At 66.2% G+C, this 18724-nt stretch carries 15 protein-coding genes; 5 read left to right on the top strand and 10 right to left on the bottom strand.

The features are described 5' to 3' along the window. Positions 1 to 91: 91 nt before the first annotated feature. A complete protein-coding gene (locus BM244_RS03215) occupies positions 92 to 1477 on the bottom strand; it encodes a leucyl aminopeptidase family protein (protein ID WP_093397322.1) in 1386 nt (461 codons plus the stop codon). Beyond that, positions 1474 to 2865: a serine hydrolase domain-containing protein gene (locus BM244_RS03220; protein WP_093397324.1), complete on the bottom strand. Its 1392-nt coding sequence runs from the start codon at positions 2863 to 2865 to the stop codon at positions 1474 to 1476. Before BM244_RS03220 ends, BM244_RS03215 begins: the two co-directional genes overlap by 4 nt. Positions 2866 to 3029: 164 nt before the next feature. Between BM244_RS03220 and BM244_RS22555 the strand changes: the two genes are divergently transcribed. Next, on the top strand, positions 3030 to 3176 hold the full coding sequence (locus BM244_RS22555; protein ID WP_139226855.1) for a lmo0937 family membrane protein: 147 nt from the start codon (positions 3030 to 3032) through the stop codon (positions 3174 to 3176). Positions 3177 to 3283: 107 nt separating this feature from the next. On the opposite strand, the gene rimO is transcribed toward BM244_RS22555, so the two are convergent. After that, on the bottom strand, positions 3284 to 4636 hold the full coding sequence (rimO, locus tag BM244_RS03225; protein WP_093398081.1) for a 30S ribosomal protein S12 methylthiotransferase RimO: 1353 nt from the start codon (positions 4634 to 4636) through the stop codon (positions 3284 to 3286). A gap of 94 nt (positions 4637 to 4730) precedes the next feature. Between rimO and BM244_RS03230 the strand changes: the two genes are divergently transcribed. Next, positions 4731 to 5873, top strand: coding sequence for an anhydro-N-acetylmuramic acid kinase (locus tag BM244_RS03230; RefSeq protein ID WP_093397325.1), 1143 nt, complete (start codon positions 4731 to 4733; stop codon positions 5871 to 5873). A 296-nt stretch (positions 5874 to 6169) separates the two neighbouring features. Here BM244_RS03230 and BM244_RS03235 read toward each other — a convergent pair whose 3' ends face one another. The 7 genes from BM244_RS03235 to BM244_RS03265 form a co-directional block, all read right to left on the bottom strand. Next, on the bottom strand, positions 6170 to 6514 hold the full coding sequence (locus BM244_RS03235) for a hypothetical protein (protein ID WP_093397327.1): 345 nt from the start codon (positions 6512 to 6514) through the stop codon (positions 6170 to 6172). An 89-nt stretch (positions 6515 to 6603) separates the two neighbouring features. Further along, positions 6604 to 7782, bottom strand: coding sequence for a vWA domain-containing protein (locus BM244_RS03240; protein WP_093397328.1), 1179 nt, complete (start codon positions 7780 to 7782; stop codon positions 6604 to 6606). A gap of 12 nt (positions 7783 to 7794) precedes the next feature. Beyond that, positions 7795 to 9708, bottom strand: coding sequence for a CocE/NonD family hydrolase (locus BM244_RS03245; protein WP_093397330.1), 1914 nt, complete (start codon positions 9706 to 9708; stop codon positions 7795 to 7797). A gap of 203 nt (positions 9709 to 9911) precedes the next feature. Continuing rightward, positions 9912 to 10478 (bottom strand): CHAP domain-containing protein, encoded by a 567-nt coding sequence (locus BM244_RS03250; protein WP_093397331.1) that lies wholly within the window; start codon positions 10476 to 10478, stop codon positions 9912 to 9914. A gap of 48 nt (positions 10479 to 10526) precedes the next feature. Continuing rightward, entirely contained in the window at positions 10527 to 11840 is a 1314-nt protein-coding gene (locus BM244_RS03255; RefSeq protein ID WP_093397332.1) for a hypothetical protein, read from the bottom strand. Positions 11841 to 12168: 328 nt separating this feature from the next. Beyond that, positions 12169 to 13023: an AAA family ATPase gene (locus tag BM244_RS03260; RefSeq protein WP_093397334.1), complete on the bottom strand. Its 855-nt coding sequence runs from the start codon at positions 13021 to 13023 to the stop codon at positions 12169 to 12171. 67 nt (positions 13024 to 13090) lie between these two features. Then, positions 13091 to 13867: a DUF6975 family protein gene (locus BM244_RS03265; protein ID WP_254784245.1), complete on the bottom strand. Its 777-nt coding sequence runs from the start codon at positions 13865 to 13867 to the stop codon at positions 13091 to 13093. A gap of 164 nt (positions 13868 to 14031) precedes the next feature. On the opposite strand from BM244_RS03265, the gene BM244_RS03270 reads away from it, so the two are divergent. From BM244_RS03270 to BM244_RS03280, 3 genes are all read left to right on the top strand, one after another. Beyond that, a complete protein-coding gene (locus tag BM244_RS03270) occupies positions 14032 to 16347 on the top strand; it encodes a S9 family peptidase (protein WP_093397337.1) in 2316 nt (771 codons plus the stop codon). Positions 16348 to 16353: 6 nt separating this feature from the next. After that, positions 16354 to 17070: an MgtC/SapB family protein gene (locus BM244_RS03275; RefSeq protein WP_093397338.1), complete on the top strand. Its 717-nt coding sequence runs from the start codon at positions 16354 to 16356 to the stop codon at positions 17068 to 17070. Positions 17071 to 17440: 370 nt separating this feature from the next. After that, positions 17441 to 18466, top strand: coding sequence for an aspartate-semialdehyde dehydrogenase (locus tag BM244_RS03280; RefSeq protein WP_093397340.1), 1026 nt, complete (start codon positions 17441 to 17443; stop codon positions 18464 to 18466). Positions 18467 to 18724: the final 258 nt, after the last annotated feature.

Below are 18724 nucleotides of genomic sequence, written 5' to 3' on the forward strand. Positions count from 1 at the left end.
TACTGGCTACCGTATCGGTGGGATCACGGACACCTGAGGTTATGGATCCCCGCCTGCGCGGGGATGACGGCGTGTTTGGTGTTGCTTTTGTTCAGCGCGCGTACCGCTTAGCCAACATCGCGAACGCGGCGCGGAGGGCGTAAGCTTCGCCGCCCTTAGGCCGACCCGGCTTGGCGGACGGGCGCCAGGCGAACACGTCGAGATGCGCCCATGCCGTATCCTTCGGCACGAACCGGCGGAGGAACAGTGCGGCGGTGATCGCTCCCGCGAAACCGCCATCGGGGGCGTTGACCATGTCGGCGATGTCGGACTTGAGCATCTCGTCGTAACCGTTCCAGAGCGGCAGCCGCCACATCTGGTCGTTCTGTTCCAGTCCGGACGCAAGCAGGTCCGCCGCGAGCGACTCGTCGTCGGTGAACATCGGCGGCAGGTCGGGACCGAGCGCGACGCGCGCCGCTCCCGTTAGTGTCGCGAAGTCGAGGATCAGTTCGGGATTGCCCTCACCCGCCTTGGTCAGCGCGTCGCCGAGCACGAGGCGGCCCTCCGCGTCGGTGTTTGTGTTCTCGACGGTCACGCCCTTGCGCGTGGCGAGCACGTCGCCGGGGCGGAAGGCGTTGCCGGCGATCGAGTTCTCGACCGCGGGGATCAGCAAGTGGAGGCGGACCGGGAGTTTGGCGGCCATCACGAGGCTCGCGAGCGCCAAGGCGTGCGCTGCGCCGCCCATGTCCTTCTTCATCAGCCGCATGCCGGCGGACGGCTTGATGTCGAGCCCGCCGGTGTCGAAGGTAACGCCCTTGCCGACCAGTGCGATGCGCGGGTGCGCAGGGTCGCCCCATTCGAGTTCGATCAGGCGGGGCCCGCGGTCCTTGCTCGCGGCTTGGCCGACCGCGTGGATCATCGGGTAGCCGGTCGCGAGCGCATCGCCGCGCGTGGTCGTGACGGTCGCGCCGTGGTGTTTGGCGAGCGTCTCGGCGGCGGCTTCGAGGTCGGCGGGGCCCATGTCGGACGCGCCGGTGTTGACGAGATCGCGGACCAGCGCGGTTGCTTCGGCGAGGCGGATTGTCTCGTCAATGTGCGCGGCGTCTGCGGTCAGGAGTATGCGGGGGCCGGTCGCGTCGGGTTTCACGTACCGCGTGAACTGGTGCTGGGCGAGCATCCAGCCGAGCCCGGCTGCACCGACTGGTCCTTCTGCGAGGCGATACGTTCCGGCGGGGAGCGACGCGCCGAGCGAGGCGATCCGCCACGGGGACGTGACGGCCTCGTTGCAGACCAGCAGCATCGACCAGTCGTCTGCTGTCTCGCCGGGCAGCACCGCACGATCGCCGGGCTTGCCGGTCAGGCGGTGCGCGGCGGCCGTCGTGCGAACGCGCTGCGACTGCTTGGCGAGCCAGCCTTCATAGGCGTCGGGGTGGACGACGTGGATAGTCCGCGCTGGCTGGCCGCGGTCGGGTTGGAGCATCGAAGCGAAGTCGGTCATTGAGCGGGTGCCACCAAAAGTTGTTCATATCGGCCGCTGGCGCCGGGCTCGGCATAGGTGCTGAGCGAGAGCGTGCGGTCGGGATAGGTGATGCGGTAGGTGCGGTTGACGAAGCCGCCGCGCAAGCGGGTCTTGCCGGTTTGTGCGAATGCGGTGGGCTCGCCGAGTGCGCCGAGGCTCGTCTTGTAGTCGGTGAGCGCGACCGGCTTGAAGTAATAGTTGGCGTCTTCCGTAAGCCCCTTGCGGTCGAGCGTGCCGGTGCGGAGCTGGTCGTAGACGGCGTGGGCTCGGGCGAGTGCGGCGGTGTCCTCGGCGCTGGCGGTTGCGGGCGGCAGGACGATTTTCGCAACGCCGGCGGCGATGCGGCCCGTTGCGTCGCTGAACCAGCTGTTGGTGAGGACGACGATGGCGGCCTTGTCGTCGGGATAGACGGTGTTCTCGGACAGGAAACCGACCGCTTCGCCGCTGTGCTCGACATAGCGGCGGCCGTTCGCGCTGCCGGTGAAGACGCCGAGGCCGTAGCCGTTGCTCGATCCGTCAGCGAGTTTCACCGGCGTTTCCTGTGCGGCCCAGTCGTCGGCGGGGAGCGTGGTGCGGTTGAGGCGGGCGACATCCCATTTGGCGAGGTCTTCGGCGCTCATCGATAATTCGCCGGCGGCGTAGAGCCAGCCGTCCGCGCTGGGCGTCTCGGGGCGGACCGGGCCAAGCGCGAAGCGGCCATAGCCTTGCGGGAAGGCCTTGCCGATCGCCTTGTCCTGATCAAGCGCGCGGATGTCGAGTGGTTTGAAGATGCGTTGCTGGAGGAAGCTCAGCAGCGGCTGGTGCGCGACCTTCTCGACGATCATGCCGGCGACGACGTAGCCGGTGTTGGAATATTGCCACTGCGTGCCGGGTGCGAAATCGAGCGGCTTCTTGGCCCAGCGGTCGACGATCTGCTGCGGCGTGACAGGCTTGGCCATCGCCGCGAAGCTGTAGTCCTGCGGCCAGTAATCCTGGAGGCCGGAGGTGTGGCTGAGCAACTGGCGGATCGTGATGCGGTCGCCGTCGGTGATGCCGGGGATGTATTTGGCGACGGTGTCGTCGAGGCTGAGCTTGCCCTCGTCCTCGAGCAGCAGGATCGCGGCGGCGGTGAACTGCTTCGAGATCGAGGCGATCTGGTAGGGGAGCTTGGGGTCGGCGGTGGCGATCGTCTCGGACGGTTTGCCGTACGCCTTGGCGAACACGATACGCCCGCCGCGGACTACCGCGATCGAGGCTGAGGGCACGCCGGTATCGCCGAGCGCGCCGGTGACCAGCGTGTCGATCTGCGCGGTTTCGGCGGGGGTGAGCGATTGCGCGATGGCGGGAGCGGGGAGCAGCACGGCGACGGCGAGGAGGCGGAGGATCATGGCGCGCAACGAAGCAGAACCGGCCGGCGTACGCAACGTCGCGATTTTAATTCCGCGCTGGTTGAAGGGGTTAGGCTAGGGCAGAAATGTTGACGGAACACGTCGTGTTACACGCACGTTTCATCGCGGGGCCGGGAGCCTGTCACGCCTTAGGGGACATACTCATGCTGTATACCATCGCCATCATCCTGCTGATCCTCTGGCTGGCTGGGTTCGCCTTCCATGTTGCGGGCGGGCTGATCCACATCCTGCTGGTGATCGCCGTGATCGTCGTTCTGATCAAGCTGTTCACCGGTCGCAACGTCGTCTGACTTTCCGTCATGCCGGGCTTGTTCCGGCATCCACCGTTCCGCGTATCGGACGCTATCGAGTTTGCGGAACGGTGGACCCCGGAACAAGTCCGGGGTGACGGAGGGATTTAAGCCGGCACACCGTAAAGGTCGTGATCGTCGGCATCCTCGATCGTGACCGGGACGATGTCGCCGACGGTCAGGCGGCCGGCATCGCGGAGGAAGACTTCGCCGTCGATCTCGGGCGCATCCGCCTTTGAACGGCCGGTTGCGCCTTCTTCGTCGACCGCATCGATGATCACGTCGAGCGTGCGGCCGATCTTGGCCTGCAACTTGGCCGCGGAGATGGCCGCGGTCTTTTCCATGATGCGGGCGTAGCGCTCTTCCTTGAGCTCTTCGGGCACGTGATCGGGGAGCAGGTTCGCCGCGGCGCCTTCGACCGGCTCGAAGCGGAACGCGCCGACACGATCGAGCTGCGCTTCGTCGAGCCAATCCAGCAGATACTGGAAATCTTCCTCGGTCTCGCCGGGGAAGCCGACGACGAAGGTCGAGCGGATCGTGATGTCGGGCGCGATCGTCCGCCAGTTGTGGATGCGCTGGAGCACTTTCGCATCGTTGCCGGGGCGCTTCATCCGGCGCAGCACCGATGGCGCGGCGTGCTGGAACGGGATGTCGAGATATGGCAGCACGAGGCCCTCCGCCATCAGCGGGATGACGTGATCGACGTGCGGGTAGGGGTAGACGTAGTGGAGGCGGACCCACGGCGCGATCTTGCCCAGTTCGCGCGAGAGGTCGGTCATGTGCGCGCGGACCTCGCGGGCTTCGTTGCGCGACATCGGGCCACCGGTCTTTACCGGCCAGCTGGCGTGGCGCAGGTCCACGCCATACGCCGACGTGTCCTGGCTGATGACCAGCAGTTCCTTGGTGCCGGCTTCGACGAGCTTCTCCGCCTCGCGCAGGATCGCGTCGGGGCGGCGGCTGACGAGGTCGCCGCGCAGGGACGGGATGATGCAGAACGAGCAGCGGTGGTTGCAGCCCTCGGAAATCTTCAGATAGCTGTAGTGGCGCGGGGTCAGCTTCAAGCCGGCGTCGGGGATCAGGTTGAGGAATGCGGAGGGCGGCATCGGTGCCGCCTCGTGGACCGCGCCGACGACCTGCTCGTATTCGTGTGCGCCGGTGATTGCGAGGACCTGCGGGAAGCGCGCGCGGATCGCGTCGGCTTCCTTGCCCATGCAGCCGGTGACGATGACGCGGCCGTTCTCGGCGATCGCCTCGCCGATCGCCTCGAGGCTCTCCTCCTTGGCGGAGTCGAGGAAGCCGCAGGTGTTGACGAGCACGATGTCGGCGCCGGCATAGTCGGGCGACATCTGATAGCCATCGCCGCGCAGCTGCGTGAGGATCCGTTCGCTGTCGACGAGGTTCTTCGGACAGCCGAGCGAGACCATGCCGATCTTCGGCGGGGAGGGGAGTGTTGTTGCCATGAAGCCCGCGCACATAGGCGCAAAGTTCGGTTTTTTCTAGGCGGCGGAAAATGCATCCTGCATGGGTGGGCGGATTGCGCGGGAAGGAACCGATATGCTGGCGATTGGACTGATGTCGGGGACGTCGCTCGACGGGATCGACGCCGCGTTGATCGAGACCGACGGCGAGGCGTTCGTGCGGCCAATCGCGTTCCGTGGCGAGCCGTATTCGGATGCGGCGCGCGCGCAGTTGGCGGAGGCTACCCGGATGGCGCTGACGTTCGACAAGCCGCGCGCAAGTCCGCCGGTGGTTGCTGCGGGCGAGCTGATTACGCGGGCTCACGTGTTTGCGGTGCACAAGCTGCTGGCGGATGCGGGCGTCGCGGCGGCGGATGTCGACGTGATCGGCTTTCACGGGCAGACGATCGCGCATCGGCCGGATCGGCGCTGGACGTGGCAGATCGGCGATGGGGCGGCGGTCGCGCGGGCTACCGGGATCACGACGGTGTCGGATTTTCGCTCGGCGGATGTGGCCGCGGGCGGGCAGGGCGCGCCGTTGCTGCCGGTGTATCATGCGGCGTTGGCGGCGGGGCTCGAGGGACCGGTCGCGGTGCTGAACCTTGGCGGGGTGGGGAACATCACCTTCATTCCTGGCGGGCGGGACATGCACGATTCGCGCGAGATGTCGCCGGAGCGGGCGCAGATGACGGACCGCGATGGGCTGGTAGCGTTCGATACCGGGCCGGCGAACGGGTTGGTCGATAGCTGGGTCGAGGCGGAGACTGGCGCGCGGTATGATGCCGGGGGGGCGTTGGCAGCGTCCGGGCAAGTGGACGAGACGGTGCTGACGGCGATGCTGGACCATCCGTTTTTTGATGCGCCGCCACCGAAGTCGCTCGACCGGAATGACTTTACTATCCAGCCGGCTCGGGGGCTTTCGGCTGCGGATGGCGCGGCGACTTTGACGGCGTTTACGGCCGCTACCGTGGCGGAGGCTTTGCGGCATTTGCCGGCTCGGCCGGTTCGGTTGCTGGTCGCGGGGGGGGGGCGGCATAATCCGACTATGCTGGCGATGATCGCCGCGCGGACCGGGTTGGTGGTGGAGCCTACCGATGTGCTCGGGTGGAACGGCGATGCGCTGGAGGCCGAGGGGTTCGCGTATATGGCGGTGCGGACGCTGAAGGGGCTGGCGATCAGCTTTCCGGGGACGACTGGGGTTCCGGTGGCGATGGCTGGTGGGGTTGTGGATCGGGTTTAGTTTGCCGGCTGGCGCGTAAAAGCTTGTTCTCCCGCGAAGGCGGGAGCCCAGTCTGGGCTCCCGCCTTCGCGGGAGGACAAGGAGGCGGGGGTGGCGCTCGCGTACTCGCAACCGCTCCCCAACCTATCGCCTTTACCCTGAAACGACGCCACCCCGGCGGAGGCCGGGGCCCAGTTGGGGGACGTTGCTAACTGAGGCTCCGCCCTACCACTGCGACCTTTCCAACTGGGCCCCGGCCTTCGCCGGGGTGGTGCAGGGTGAGGTGGGCGGCGGCCTCGTATTCTCGTGTTAACGTATCAGTGGGGCTTCTTTGCCTTGGCCGGCTTCTTCGACTCGGGCTTCTTCGGCGGCGCCTTCTTCTCTGCCGCATCCTTGGCGCGCAACGCAGGCGCCGCGATCGCCGCCGCGATCCCCGCGATCCCCGCGATCCCCGCGATCACCGTCGCGCCAACCGCGATCGCGGTCTTCGGGTGCGACTTCACCGCATCCGTCGCCGTCGCGAGGCCAGCCTTGGCCGCGTCGGTCGCGTCCTCGACCCAGTCGCTGGTCGCCGACGTCTTCTTCGCGTCGGGCTTCGGCTTGTGGTCGTCGTCGTGATGGACCTTGGCGTGCGGCATAGCGGAGTTGGGGATCGACGACATAGGGCTTGTCCTTCGGTAGGGGATGATGCCCGATAAACCGATCGCGTCCGTGACGGTTCCGTTACGGTCAGCCGCTCACCGCGCCAAACTCACCGCTTGCGCGTCAGCTCGCGCATCGCGTCGTCGAGCCCGGCGAGGCTCAGCGGGTACATCCGGTCGGTCATCAGCTCGCGGATGATCCGCACCGACTGCGAATAGCCCCATTGCGCCTCGGGCACCGGGTTGAGCCATGCCGCCGCCGGATAGGTATTCGTCAGCCGCTGCATCCAGACCGCGCCGGGCTCCTCGTTGAAATGCTCGACCGAGCCGCCGGGGTGGGTGATTTCGTACGGGCTCATCGACGCGTCGCCGACGAAGATCAGCTTGTAGTCGTGGCCGTATTTGTGGAGCAGGTCCCACATCGGCGTACGCTCGGCGAAGCGCCGCGTGTTGTCCTTCCACACGCCTTCGTACGGGCAATTGTGGAAGTAGAAGAATTCGAGGTTCTTGAACTCGGTGGTCGCCGCCGAGAACAGCTCCTCGCAGAGCTTGACGAACGGGTCCATCGAGCCGCCGACGTCGAGGAACAGCAACAGCTTCACCGCATTGCGGCGCTCGGCGCGCATGACGATGTCGAGATAGCCCTGCCGCGCGGTGCCGGCGATCGTGCCATCGATGTCGAGTTCGTCGGCGGCGCCGTCGCGCGCGAAGCGGCGCAGGCGGCGGAGTGCCACCTTGATGTTGCGGGTGCCGAGTTCCTTGGTGTTGTCGAGGTTGCGGAACTCGCGCTGGTCCCAGACTTTCAGCGCGCGCTTGTGCGTGCTTTCGCCGCCGATGCGGACGCCTTCGGGGTTGTAGCCGCCGTTGCCATACGGGCTCGTGCCGCCGGTGCCGACCCATTTGTTGCCGCCCTGGTGGCGTTCCTTCTGCTCCTCCAGGCGCTTCTTGAGAGTCTCCATGATCTCGTCCCACGAGCCGAGCGACTTGATCGCAGCCATTTCCTCGGGGGTCAGGAATTTCTCGGCGACCGCCTTCAGCCAGTCCTCTGGGACCTCGCCGGTGGGCGTGCCGTAGCTGGTGGCGAGGCCGCGGAAGACCTTGGCGAAGACCTGGTCGAACTTGTCGAGCAACCCCTCGTCCTTCACGTACACCGCGCGGGAGAGGTAGTAGAAATCCTCGGGTGTCCGCTCGATCACCTCAGCGTCGAGCGCCTCCAGCAGGATGAGGTGCTCCTTGAGGCTGGCTGGGATGCCGGCGCTGCGGAGTTCGTCGAGGAAGTTCAGGAACATGGGGTCACGTCCTCACTTGGTAGCCGCGATCGGCAGTTCGATCGCGCTGGGCTGCGCGGCCGAGTGGAAGACGCTGATCGTGGCCTTGCGGTAGTCGGCGGGCTTCGCGTCGAAGATGTTGGCGACGTAGGTCTGCGGGTTGCGGTCGTAGAGCGGGAACCAGCTCGACTGGACCTGCACCATGATGCGGTGGCCGGGCAGGAAGACGTGGTTGGCGTTGGGCAGGACGACGCGGAAATGCGTCGGCTGGCCGGCGACGATCGGGGTCGGCTTCTCGAAGCTATCGCGGTACCGGCCGCGCAGGATGTCCATCGAGACGGCGAGCTGGTAGCCGCCCATCTCGGGCTTGTCGGAATATTCGGCGGGGTAGACGTCAATCAGCTTCACCACGAAATCGCCGTCGGTGCCGGTGGTGCTGGCGATCAGGTCTGCGACGGGCGCGCCGGCGATCGCGATTGGGCTGGTCAGCGGCGGCGTCTGGTAGGTCAGGACGTCGGTGCGGTCGGAGAAGGGGCGCTGGTCGTCGACGAGCCATTGTCGCCAGGTCGAGCCGGTCGCGTACGTCGGGCGGATCGGGCGGAGGCGGTAGGGGATCGGCTTGGCGGGGTCGGAGATATAGTCGTCGTGGCCGTCACTCGCGGGGGCGGTCGGGGCGAGGCCGCTGGCGGGCTGGAAGTAGAGTTTCTGCGTGGCGGTCGAGTTCGGCCAGCTGGCGAGCGTCTGCCACTGGTTGGTGCCGGTCTGGAACGCCGTGACGGGCGCGAGCGTAGGCGGTGTCGCGCCCGTCTTCAGCGCGCCGTTCAAGAACGGGAGCAGGACGTTCTTGCGGAACCAGAGCGCGGTGTCCGCATCGAAGCGGATCGCGCCTAAGGTAGAGCCATCGCCGTTGGCACCGCCGTGCGCCCAGGGGCCTAGCGCGAGGTGGTTGACGTGGTTGGGGTCGACTTTCGATACGGCTTCATACGCCGCGACGGCGCCGTAGATGTCCTCCTGGTCCCATTGGCTGCCGACCCAGAGCGTCTGCACGGTCTGCGGCTGCTTGGGGAGGATCGTCTCCAGCGCCTGGCCCTGCCAGAACGCGTCATAGGTCGGGTGATCGTGCATGCGATTGACGAACGGCAGTTGTCCGAGTCCGCGGCTTTTCACGAAGTCGCTGGCGGATCCGGCGCGGAGGAAGGTGTCGTAATCGTCGTAGGCGTCGCGCCAGAGGTCGCCGGCCTCGCCCTTCGCGGCGTCCTGCGTGTAGTAATAGTCGTAGCCGATCTGGCGGAAGGCGCCGCCGTGGAAGTCGTCGTCGCCCTTCCACGTGTTGATCACCGGGTTCATCGGGACGGCGGCTTTGAGCGCCGGGTGCGGGTTCACCAGCGCCATCGCGGCCATCATGCCGTCGTAGCTGGTGCCGATGATGCCGACGCGGCCGTTCGAGTTCTTGAGGTTCTTCACGAGCCAGTCGATCGTGTCGTAGGCGTCGGTCGAGTGATCGACTTTCGTCTTGTTGAGCGGGCCGATCAGCGGGCGTTCGTTGATGTACGCGCCGTTCGAGCCGTTCTTGCCGCGGACGTCCTCGAACACGCGGATGTAGCCGGCGTCGAAGAACATCGCGTCGGATGCGCGGAGGTTCATCGCGCCGCTCGAACTCGATGAGCGGCTGGCGCTGCTCTCGGCGTTGTAGGGGGTGCGCTGGAGCAGGATGGGGGCGTCGGTGAGGCCCTTGCGCTGGACGATGACGGCGTGGAGCGTGACGCCGTCGCGCATCTTGATGTCGACCTCACGGCGGTCGAAGTCGAAGCTGGCGTTGGCGGGGACGAACTTGGCGGGGATGTCGCCGCCGGGGGGCGGGGCCTTTTCCTTCTGCGCCCCGACGATCGCGGGGGCGGACGTCGCGAGCAAGGCCAGCGTGATCGTCGTAAGAGCCTTGAGCCGCATCGTTTTCCTCACCGTATTTTGCCGGATGGTGGTGGCACGGTTTCGAGGGTGGCGGCAATGGCTAGTGTTGGAGAGTGTGGGGTCTTCTGGCTCCCATCCCTGGAAGGGAGGGGTTGGGGGTGGGTTGGCCGGCTTGAGTCACGCCCGTCGGATATGTGGAAGCAGACCCACCCCCGACCCCTCCCTTCCAGGGAGGGGGGAAATTAGCGGGCGATGGGTTCGCCACTTACCGGGACATACGCGTCGATCAGCGCGCCCACATAATCAGGGTTGCGGCTCGTCAGTTCAGCGGCGGCGTGCGCATGACCGTAGATGAAGCCGTACACCGGATACACCCCGCCGCCTAGGCCATCGACGTCCTTGTACCAGACCTTCACGTCGCTCCAGTCGTTGTTGCGCGAGACGTCGAACAGCGTGACGTCCTGTTCGGCATGGCCGCGCTCGCCGTTCTGGCGCGACCAGTTGGCGTGAGTGAGCATGACGACGCGCTTCTCGACCACCCGGCTGACGACCGCGACATGGCCGAACGGCAGGCGCGGGGTCTTGGCGAAGACGATGACCGCGCCTTCCTTGGGCTTGTGCGTGCGTTCATACTTGCCGTCCGCCTGGTCCCACCAGGTCCAGGCGTTGCCGTAGAGCTGGATCCCCGATGCGGCACGCGCGAAGGGCACGCACTGGCCGACATAGTCGAGCAGCGAACTGGCTCGAGCGCCGACGGCCGAGGCGGCAGCAAGCGCGAGCGTGAAGAGCGTTCGGGGGATTCGCTTCATGCACCGATGCTATCGTGCGGTTGGTGACCGGTGGGTTGCGGCCTATGGTTAACGAATGGCTCCACCGCGTTTTTCGGGCGGATCGGCGCGCGCATACAGCGCCCAGTCGACACCCGACAGGACGGCCCTCCGCCGGACGATCAGCAGGCGATAGTGCGCGGCGCATCGCGACACGGTGCGCGCGGCGGGTGCATCGTCGTCGAGGTCGACGTGGAGGAACCCTGCAGCGGGGCATTCATGCACGATTCGAAGCGGATAGCCGCGCTCAGCCGCTGCCACGCGCAAGGTGGCGATCGGGCGGAGATGATCGACCGACACGCTCGCACCCGACGGGCTGAGCGCCGCCATCGCCGCGATTGCCGCCCCGGTGTCGCCCCGGCGCAGTGCGGCTTGCGAGAGATCGTCGCGGATACCTGCCACCGTGATTAGGGCGAGGATGATGCCGCTGACGATCCGGGTTCCGCGCGCTTTGCCGAGGCCATCGGTGAGGAGGGTGGCGATGAGCAGGATCAGCGCCAGCGAGGATACGAGGAAATAGCGCGGCATGCCGGTGTTGCCGACGCGCAGCACGGCAAGGCCGAGCGGCAGTCCGACGATCGCGGCGAGGTAGAAGATCGCGACCGGATCGCGCCGCCGGACGACCGTGACGAGGGCGAGCGCGATGCCGACGATCGCGATGCCCGCGATCCAGGTCGGTGCGGCGAGACCGCCGACGCTGGCAGCGACCATGACGACGAGAGCATGACCCAGCGCGGCGGGCGAGAACGCGACGTAATCGCCGACCTGCATCCCGGTCGGGCTCGCCGCCGCAGCGCCCAGCACCACGCCGAACACGGCGGCTGTCGCGACGATCGTCGGCAGCAGGAGCCGGATCGCGCGCGGCGTCGCACCGTCTCCGGGATGCCGGTTTCGCAGTGCGACCGCAACCCACAGGCTAATCGCGCAGAGTCCGAAGACCATCGTCAGTTGCGAGAAGAGTCCAAGTGTGGCGAGTGCGGCCAGTTGCCACCGCGGCCCGTTCTCGTCCCTGGCCGCGGCGAGCCAGCGCAGGACGAGCCAGACCATCGTCGTCAGCGCGAGCAGCATCGGCATGTAGCCACGCGCTTCCGAGCCGTAATCGACCATGATCGGCGCCACCGCGACGAGTGCGGCGGTGACGAGCGCGTAACGGGTACTGCGCTGCGCCCCGATCGCCGCGGCGACGACGATCATCGCGGTGCCGGTGGCGATCGACAGCGCGCGCAGTGCGAGCGGGGGGGCGCCGAAGCCGACCAGCCACATCCACAGGCTGTTCAGATGGTGGTTGTTGTCATGATTGATCGCAGTGACGATCCCGAGCGGCGTCCGCGCGCGCTCGACCATGACGGCGGACCACGCCTCGTCGACCCAGAGGCCACCGCGGGCGCTCCACAGGCGCAGGGCGAGGCCGATCAGAACTATTGCCAGGAGCAGGGCGGTGGCACGCGTATTGTCTACACGGGCTGGGGCGTGCTGCCCGTCAGGCGCGCGCGGACCTATCGATCCTCTCCCGCCAGGGGGGGGGGGCAGGCGGAGCCTGACGGAGGGGGCGGTAAGGGGCCACATCGGTTTCGTGTCCTCCCCCTCCGTCGCCTTCGGCGCCACCTCCCCCTGGCGGGGGAGGATTGCAATCGTCGTCCAGGCCTATGGCGCGACTTGGTTAAGGACGTCCTTACCCCTGGTTCTTCTGTCGTTTCGCCATGAAGGCGAGGCGTTCGAACAGCATGACGTCCTGTTCGTTCTTGAGCAGCGCACCGTGCAGCGGCGGGATCGCCTTGGTCGGGTCGCGGTTCTGGAGGATGTCGAGCGGCATGTCCTCGTGCAGCAGCAGCTTGAGCCAGTCGAGCAATTCGCTGGTCGAGGGCTTCTTCTTCAGGCCCGGCACGTCGCGGACGTCGTAGAACAGGTCCATCGCCTTCGACACGAGGATCTTCTGGATACCGGGGAAGTGGACGTCGACGATCGACTGCATCGTGCCGCGATCGGGAAACTTGATGTAGTGGAAGAAGCACCGGCGGAGGAACGCGTCGGGCAGTTCCTTCTCGTTGTTGCTGGTGATGATGACGATCGGGCGCTCGACCGCGCGCACGGTTTCCTTGGTCTCGTAGACGTGGAACTCCATCCGATCGAGCTCCTGCAACAGGTCGTTGGGGAACTCGATATCGGCCTTGTCGATCTCGTCGATCAGCAGGACCGGCGGCGCGGGCTGCGTGAACGCCTCCCACAGCTTGCCCTTGCGGATATAGTTGCCGATGTCGTGGACACGCGCATCGCCGAGCTGGCCGTCGCGCAGGCGGGCGACCGCATCATATTCGTAGAGGCCCTGTTGGGCCTTGGTGGTCGACTTGATGTTCCACTCGATCAGCGGTGCGCCCAAGGCTTTCGCGATCTCGTAGGCGAGGACTGTCTTGCCGGTGCCGGGTTCGCCCTTGATCAGCAGCGGACGGCGCAGCGTCACGGCGGCATTGACCGCGACTTTCAAATCGTCGGTCGCGACGTAGCTCTGGGTGCCCTCGAAGCGCTTCATGCGATGTCCCGTCCGGTTCTGAATACCCGGTATGGATAGAGGGTTTCCGCCAGATGACGCAAGCCGGTTACAGGTCGCCGCGAGCGCTCGACCGTGCTTCGAGCAGCGACCACAAGCCACGGTGCTGCGCGAAGAGTTGCTGCGCGCCAAACAGGATTGCGCGCTGGGTGCCAGGAGAGGTGCCGAGCTCCGCAATGATCGCGGCGGTGTCGGTCTCTGACGGAAGGGTGAGCGGCGCGACGGCTACCCCGAACCGATCGGCTGCGACATCGAGCACGCGACGGATCGAACGCCAGTCCTGCAGCAACGCGGCGACGGCGCCGGTCGCGCAGCCCCGACGCTCCGAGCGAGCCAGCATCTCCAGCGCGTGACGTTCTCCGACCAGCGCCGATTCGGTTTCCGCCTGGCCGGGAGTCGAGGGGAGTGGCCCGACCGCGGCCGTCAACCGGGCCAGGTATGCGCGCTCGTCGACGAACCCGGTAGCGGCGATCGCGAGCCAGTCCCGTGCCTCGGGCTGGACGGCGTTCGCCAGGACGTCGGCGATCATGTCGGGATGGTCGCCATGCACCGCGCACAGTGCGTGGACCGCGTCGGACAGGTTGCGCTGGCCGGGGCTGCCGGCGATGAGGCGTGCATAATGCGGATGCGCCGTGCTGCCGTCCGCGTCGGCGAGGAGGACGAGCGCATCCCATGCGCTGCGCTCGCCTGGCTCCCCGTCCTGTCTGCCCGCGTTCGAACCCATTATTCCCCGGCCATGCTGCACCACGGAAAGCCTGATCCGCGACGATGTCCCGCTCTCGATAAACGAAGGACGTAAAGACGAAGTGTACGCGGCGTTCATCATGACGCGGTCGATGGTTTCGACGATCGTGCGGGCCGTGGCTATTTCGTTGAACCCGCGCCCAATGCGCCCTTTACGCCAGCGAGTGCCGCCGCGATAACGCGCGACCGAACATTTTCGGGTCTGCCGGGCGGTATCCGGCGGGATGATCCCACGGAGACTACAGGATGCGCACATGGTTGCTCGGGCTTGCACTTGCTTCGGTCGGAACCGCCGCGATGGCCGCTGATCAGGTTGCGCCGCCCGCCGCACCGGCCACGCCGGCTCCTGCGCCTGTTCGCCCGGTCGAAGCGGCCAAGCCCGGTGACCTGACGATGGCGCGCGTGTTCGGCAATCCGGACCTGTCGGGATCGCAGCCGAAAGCGGTCCGCCTGTCGCCGGACGGCACGCTGCTGACGAGCCTGCGCAATCGCGACGACGAGAAGGAACGCTTCGATCTCTGGGCGGTCGATACCGCGACCGGGCAGGCGCGCATGCTGGTCGATTCGAAGACCGTCGGTAGCGGCGCCGAACTGACCGAAGCCGAGAAGATGCAGCGCGAGCGTGCGCGGATCGGCGGCCAGAAGGGCATCGTCGCGTATGACTGGGCGCCCGACGGCAAGTCGATCCTCGTGCCGCTCGACGGCGACCTGTATCTCGCCGGGCTCGACGGCAAGGTCAAGCGGCTGACCAACACGCCCGGCGGCGAGCTGAACCCGGTGGTCAGCCCCAAGGGCAGCTTCGTGTCGTTCGTCCGCGACCAGAATTTGTTCGTCCAGCCGCTCGCCGGCGGCGACGCGCGGGCGGTGACGACCGGCGGTGGCGGCACCGTGCATTTCGGCGAGGCGGAGTTCGTCGCGCAGGAGGAAATGCACCGCGACACCGGCTATTGGTGGTCGCCCGACGAACGCTATGTCGCGGTCGAGCGGTTCGACGAGGCCCCCGTCCATACCGCGACGCGCGCGTCGATCGGCGCGACCGGGACCAAGGTCTACGAGCAGCGCTATCCGGCCGCTGGTACGCCGAACGTGCTGGTCGATCTCTATATCATGAAGCCCGACGGCTCGGGACAGGTGAAGGTCGATCTCGGCACCAACCCGGACATCTATCTCGCGCGCGTCGACTGGACGCCGGATGGCCGGATGCTGCTCGTCCAGCGCCAGAGTCGTGACCAGAAGCTGCTGGAGATGCTCCGCGTCGATCCGGCGACGGGCAAGTCGACGGTGCTGTTCACTGAGAAGTCGGGCGTGAAGAGCTGGCTCAACCTGTCCGACGCGTATCGCGTGCTGAAGGACGGCAGCCTGATCTGGCGCTCGGAGCGGAGCGGCTATGGCCAGCTCTACCGGTTCGCGTCGGGGAAATGGACGCAGCTGACCAAGGGCGACTGGGTCGTCACCGATCTGGTCGGCGTGGACGAAGCCAAGGGCCGCTTGTTCTTCCTCGGCAACAAGGACGACGTGCTCGAGCAACAGCTCTATTCGGTCGACGTCGCCAAGCCGAACGTGATCACCAGGCTGACCGAAGCCGGCTGGTGGAACAGCGCGACGATGGATGCGGCCGCGAGCCGGTTCATCATCTCGCGCTCGAACCCCAAGCAGCCGACGCAGGTGTATCTGGCGGACGCGACCGGCAAGCGGCTCTCGTGGATCAACGAGAATGCCGTCGTCGAGGGGCATCCCTATTATCCGTATCTGTCGAGCCACCAGGAGACCAAGTTCGGGACGCTGAAGGCCAAGAACGGCATGACGCTCCACTGGGAGATGATCACGCCGCCGCTGGAACCGGGCAAGAAATACCCGGTGTTCTTCGAGCATTACGGCGGACCCGGCACCGGCCAGGTCGTCACGCGTGGCTGGCAGGGCGCGCTGCCGCAGTATCTCGTCGATCGCGGCTATATCTATTTCAAGATCGACAATCGCGGCTCTTTCAACCGCGGCAAGGCGTTCGAGGACCAGATCTATCATGCGATGGGGACGGTCGAGGTCGAGGACCAGCTGTCGGGTGCGAACTATTTGAAGTCCTTGCCGTTCGTCGAGCCGAGCAAGATCGCGACCTATGGCTGGTCCTATGGCGGCTATATGTCGCTGAAGATGCTGGAGAAGACGCCGGGCGTGTATGCCGCCGCGGTATCGGGCGCGCCGGTGACCGACTGGCAGCTGTACGACACGCATTATACCGAGCGCTATCTGGGCGATCCGGCAAAGGACCCGGCGAGCTATGCGACGTCGGCGGCGGTCGAGGAGGCGAACCGCATCGTCGATCCGTTGCTGCTGATCCACGGCATGGCGGACGACAATGTGTTCCTCGACAATTCGACCAAGGTTGCCGCGCGGATGCAGGCGACGGATACGCCGTTCGAGATGATGTTCTACCCGGGCTATACGCACCGCGTGGCGGGGCCGGGGATCAGCGAGCATGTCTGGGGGACGATCCTGAACTTCCTCGACCGGACGGTGAAGGACAAGCCGCTTCCAGCCGAGACTGCACCGGCACCGGCGAAGTAGACGCCGGTGCGGTTCGTCGAGACGTTTCACTTCTGGCCGTTCCTCGACACGCTGGTGAGTTATATCGCCGCGTTCGTGTTCGGGACGCTGATCGGGGCGGAGCGGCAATACCGCCAGCGGACCGCGGGGTTGCGGACGAACACGCTGGTTGCGCTCGGGTCGGCGGCGTTCGTCGACCTCGGGCAGCGGCTGGGCGGGGACGTGGAGTCGATCAGGATCATCGCCTATGTCGTGTCGGGGATCGGCTTCCTCGGCGCGGGCGTGATCATGAAGGAGGGGATGAACGTCCGCGGGCTGAACACCGCGGCGACGCTCTGGTGCTCGGCGGCCGTAGGGTCGTGCGCGGGTAGCGACATGATCGCGGAGGCGGGGTTGCTGACGTTCGTCGTGCTGCTGGCGAACACGGCGCTGCGGCCGCTGGTCGACGGGATCAACCGGATCCCGACCGAGGGGCGGACGATCGAGGCTACTTATAGCGTGATGGTGACCGCGGCGGCGGCGGATGCGGGGCCGATCGGCGATCTGGTGGTCGAGCATCTGGAAGCCGCGCAGTTGCAGGTGGCGGAACTGGACGTGACCGAGCGGGGGGAGGACCGGGTCGAGATTGCCGCGACGCTGGTGGCGACGAACGTGCCGGCGGAGGAGCTGGATTCGATTACGGATCACCTCGCGAAGGTGCATGGTATCGAGCATGCGACCTGGCAGGCGCGGACGCATGATTGAGCGGGCACAGACCTCACCTTACATTCGGCACCACCCCGGCGAAGGCCGGGGCCCAATTGGGGGACGGCGCTAACTGAACGCAGTTCCCCGTTACTGCGACCTTTCCAATTGGACCCCGGCCTTCGCCGGGGGGGATGTTGGGCGGTACGGGTGGTCCAAGTCGAGCAGCACTAGCGTGTTCCCCCGCGAAGGCGGGGGCCCAGACTGGGCTCCCGCCTTCGCGGGAGAACACGGAAGAGGGGGTGCCGTCTCCCAGGTCCGGCCAAACCTCAAACCCCAAACTCCCCCTATCCGCGCAACAAGTCGAAAGCCGTTGGACCTCGTCGCGCAACGTCGGTACTGCCCGCCCAAGTCCAATCGGAGTTAAGACATGGGTTATCGGGTGGTGGTCGCAGGGGCGACCGGCAATGTCGGGCGCGAGATGCTCAATATCCTGGCGGAGCGCGAGTTTCCGGCGGACGAGATCGCCTGCGTCGCGTCGTCGCGCAGCCAGGGGTTGATGGTCGATTACGGCGACACCGGCAAGCAGATCAAATGCCAGAACATCGAGCATTTCGACTGGAACGGCTGGGACATGGCGTTGTTCGCGATCGGCTCGGAAGGCACCGCTGTCTACGCACCGATCGCCGCCGCTGCCGGCTGCGTCGTGATCGACAATTCGTCGCTCTACCGCATGGACCCCGACGTGCCGCTGATCGTGCCCGAGGTGAACCCCGAGGCGATCGACGGCTACAAGGTCCGCAACATCATCGCCAACCCGAACTGCTCGACCGCGCAGATGGTCGTCGCGCTCAAGCCGTTGCACGACGCCGCGAAGATCCTGCGCGTGGTCGTCTCGACCTATCAGTCGGTGTCCGGCGCGGGCAAGGCGGGCATGGACGAGCTGTTCGAGCAGAGCCGTAACATCTTCGTCGGCGATCCGGCCGAGCCCAAGCTGTTCACCAAGCAGATCGCCTTCAACGTGATCCCGCACATCGACAGCTTCCTCGACGACGGCTCGACCAAGGAAGAGTGGAAGATGGTCGTCGAGACCAAGAAGATCCTCGACAAGAAGATCAAGGTCACTGCAACCTGCGTCCGCGTGCCGGTGTTCGTCGGCCATTCGGAAGCGATCAACATCGAGTTCGAGAACGAGATCTCGGCCGAGGAAGCGCAGAACATCCTCCGCGAGGCGCCCGGCATCATGCTGGTCGATAAGCGCGAGGACGGGGGGTATATCACGCCGATCGAGTGCGTCGGCGATTTCGCGACCTATATCAGCCGCGTGCGCGAGGATCCGACCGTCGAGAACGGCCTCAATCTGTGGTGCGTCAGCGACAACCTCCGCAAGGGTGCGGCGCTGAACGCGGTGCAGATCGCCGAACTGCTCGGGCGCAGGCATCTGCAAAAGGCCTGAGTCGAACGGGGTCGTCAGGGCCCGTATCCGGTCGTATTTCCGTTTTGAAACCGCGTCGTCACCCAGGGTGACGGCGCGGTTTTTGCGATTCGCATCCGGAAACGACGACGGCGCGGTTGTCGTGCGATCGAACCGTTCCTGCCGTAATTCGACCCGCGGTTCCGATCAGACCCAGATTGGATTTCAATGTTAACTGTGGAAGCCAGCAGATTTTCGACGAAGTCCACTTCGACGCGCTTCGGTGAAACAAGAACGGTT

It is taken from the genome of Sphingomonas sp. OK281 (assembly GCF_900115295.1).
Lineage (GTDB): Bacteria > Pseudomonadota > Alphaproteobacteria > Sphingomonadales > Sphingomonadaceae > Sphingomonas.

Bases quoted from the DNA above. Each gene is read 5' to 3' on its own strand.
- BM244_RS03230 (WP_093397325.1), top strand. From the start codon at position 4,731: ATGCTGGCGATTGGACTGATGTCGGGGACGTCGCTCGACGGGATCGAC.
- BM244_RS03235 (WP_093397327.1), bottom strand. From the start codon at position 6,514: ATGTCGTCGATCCCCAACTCCGCTATGCCGCACGCCAAGGTCCATCAC.
- BM244_RS22555 (WP_139226855.1), top strand. From the start codon at position 3,030: ATGCTGTATACCATCGCCATCATCCTGCTGATCCTCTGGCTGGCTGGG.
- BM244_RS03255 (WP_093397332.1), bottom strand. From the start codon at position 11,840: ATGGTCGAGCGCGCGCGGACGCCGCTCGGGATCGTCACTGCGATCAAT.
- BM244_RS03240 (WP_093397328.1), bottom strand. From the start codon at position 7,782: ATGTTCCTGAACTTCCTCGACGAACTCCGCAGCGCCGGCATCCCAGCC.
- BM244_RS03250 (WP_093397331.1), bottom strand. From the start codon at position 10,478: ATGAAGCGAATCCCCCGAACGCTCTTCACGCTCGCGCTTGCTGCCGCC.
- BM244_RS03260 (WP_093397334.1), bottom strand. From the start codon at position 13,023: ATGAAGCGCTTCGAGGGCACCCAGAGCTACGTCGCGACCGACGATTTG.
- rimO (WP_093398081.1), bottom strand. From the start codon at position 4,636: ATGGCAACAACACTCCCCTCCCCGCCGAAGATCGGCATGGTCTCGCTC.
- BM244_RS03265 (WP_254784245.1), bottom strand. From the start codon at position 13,867: ATGATGAACGCCGCGTACACTTCGTCTTTACGTCCTTCGTTTATCGAG.
- BM244_RS03280 (WP_093397340.1), top strand. From the start codon at position 17,441: ATGGGTTATCGGGTGGTGGTCGCAGGGGCGACCGGCAATGTCGGGCGC.
- BM244_RS03270 (WP_093397337.1), top strand. From the start codon at position 14,032: ATGCGCACATGGTTGCTCGGGCTTGCACTTGCTTCGGTCGGAACCGCC.
- BM244_RS03245 (WP_093397330.1), bottom strand. From the start codon at position 9,708: ATGCGGCTCAAGGCTCTTACGACGATCACGCTGGCCTTGCTCGCGACG.
- BM244_RS03220 (WP_093397324.1), bottom strand. From the start codon at position 2,865: ATGATCCTCCGCCTCCTCGCCGTCGCCGTGCTGCTCCCCGCTCCCGCC.
- BM244_RS03215 (WP_093397322.1), bottom strand. From the start codon at position 1,477: ATGACCGACTTCGCTTCGATGCTCCAACCCGACCGCGGCCAGCCAGCG.